The sequence below is a fragment of the Kitasatospora sp. NPDC007106 genome, assembly GCF_040634455.1.
Lineage (GTDB): Bacteria > Actinomycetota > Actinomycetes > Streptomycetales > Streptomycetaceae > Kitasatospora > Kitasatospora arboriphila.
In genome coordinates this window covers 1-1,826 of the sequence record NZ_JBEYFP010001066.1, presented here as the reverse complement: position 1 = coordinate 1,826, position 1,826 = coordinate 1, and the positions used below count along the sequence as shown (strand labels likewise).

Genomic DNA, 1,826 nt, shown 5'->3' with positions numbered 1-1,826 from the left:
GGCGGCCATGACGACCTCGGGCATGGCCATCAGCAGGAAGATCAGCCCGGTGGTGGCGGAGCGGCCGCGGAAGCGGTAGCGGGCCAGGGCGAAGGACGTCGAGGCCGGCGTCGACACCGTCTCCCACGTCACCCTGCTCGCCCACGCCTGCGCCGCGCAGCCCCTGACGACCTACCGCGACAAGCCGCCGATCGACCACGCCCGCCTCACCGCCGGCGACGACCCGGTGCTCGCCGAGCTGTTCGCCCTGATGCGCCGCACCGGCACCGTCCTCGACGCCACCGCCGCGCTCTGGGCCAGCGCGGAGATGACCGGCGGCGGCCCCGAGGCCGCCGAACGCGCCCGGCAGAACAGCGACCTCGCCGCCGCACTCACCGCGCAGGCGCACCGCGCGGGCGTCCCGATCGCCACCGGCACCGACTACGAGACCCCGCCGGACGACCCCTTCCCCGCCCTCCACGAGGAACTCGCCTTCCTCGTCGACCGCTGCGGCCTCACCCCCGAGGACGCGCTGCGCTCCGCCACCGCCGTCGGTGCCCGCAGCGCCGGTGCGCAGCAGCTGCGCGGCACCGTCGAGGCCGGCCGGCTCGCCGACTTCGCCGTCTTCGACGAGGACCCGCTGCAGGACATCAAGCACCTGCGCACCGTGCACCTGACCGTCAAGCGCGGCCGCCGCCACGCCCGCGCCGACTTCGAGGCGGGCCGATGACCGACTCCCCGTTCCCGCTGGTCGTCAACGCGCTCGGCCAGCTGGACAACCCCAACGCGCCCCGGTCCGCCGAGGCCGCCGCCGAACTCAACCCCTCCAGCTCCCAGCTCACCGTGGACGCCCGCGCCCTGGCCGACGCCCGCGCCTCCGGCCTGACCGCCGTCAACATCACCCTCGGCTACACCATGGGCGACCTCCCGCCCTACGAGCACACCCTGGAGGAGATCGACGTCTGGGACGCGATCGTCCGCGCCAACCCCGCCGACCTGCTCAAGGTCCGCACCGCCGCCGACATCCACCGGGCCGCCCGGGAGCGGAAGATCGGCATCGTCTACGGCTTCCAGAACGCGGTGGCCGTCGGCGACGACCCCGACCGCGTCCGGGTGTTCGCCGACCGCGGCGTCCGCGTCGTCCAGCTGACGTACAACCAGGCCAACCGGCTCGGCGACGGCTCCATGGCGCCGGAGAACCGCGGGCTCACCCTGCTCGGCCACCGGGTCGTCGAGGCGCTCAACGACAGCCGGCTGATGGTCGACCTCTCGCACAGCGGCGAACGCACCTGCCTGGACGCCGCCCGGGCCTCCCGGCAGCCCGTCTCGATCAACCACACCGGCTGCCGCGCCCTGGTCGACCTGCCGCGCAACAAGACCGACGAGGAACTGCGGCTGGTCGCCGACCGCGGCGGCTTCGTCGGCATCTACTTCATGCCCTTCCTCAGCCCGACCGGCCACGCCACCGCCGCGGACGTCGTCGAGCACATCGTCCACGCCGTCGACGTCTGCGGCGAGGACGCCGTCGGCATCGGCACCGACGGCACGATCACCCCGATCGACGACCTCGACGCCTACCGGGCCGCCCTCGCCGAGCACGTCGAACTGCGGCGCGCGAGCGGCGTCGGCGCGGCCGGCGAACGCGCCGACACCCTGCCGTTCGTCGAGGACCTCCGCGGCGCCGACCAGTTCCGCGACCTGGCCCGGCTGCTCGAACAGCGCGGCTACCGCTCCGAGCGGATCGAGAAGATCCTCGGCCGCAACTTCGTCGACTACGCCGAACGCGTCTGGGCTCCCGCCTAGGACCGGGCGGCACCCCAGGGGCGCGTGGGGCCGGGAGGTGCCCC

The 1,826-nt window shown here is 74.3% G+C and carries 2 protein-coding genes and 1 pseudogene; 2 read left to right on the top strand and 1 reads right to left on the bottom strand.

Translation table 11 applies throughout. The features are described from left to right. Positions 1–96, bottom strand: a pseudogene (locus ABZ641_RS35780) (ABC transporter permease); the annotation flags it as partial. 37 nt (positions 97–133) lie between these two features. Here ABZ641_RS35780 and ABZ641_RS35775 point away from each other — a divergent pair. Further along, positions 134–709 carry an amidohydrolase family protein gene (locus ABZ641_RS35775; protein ID WP_359988614.1) on the top strand — a complete coding sequence of 192 codons (576 nt, stop codon included), beginning with the start codon at positions 134–136 and terminating at the stop codon, positions 707–709. Beyond that, positions 706–1,782 carry a membrane dipeptidase gene (locus tag ABZ641_RS35770; RefSeq protein ID WP_359988612.1) on the top strand — a complete coding sequence of 359 codons (1,077 nt, stop codon included), beginning with the start codon at positions 706–708 and terminating at the stop codon, positions 1,780–1,782. Before ABZ641_RS35775 ends, ABZ641_RS35770 begins: the two co-directional genes overlap by 4 nt. Positions 1,783–1,826: the final 44 nt, after the last annotated feature.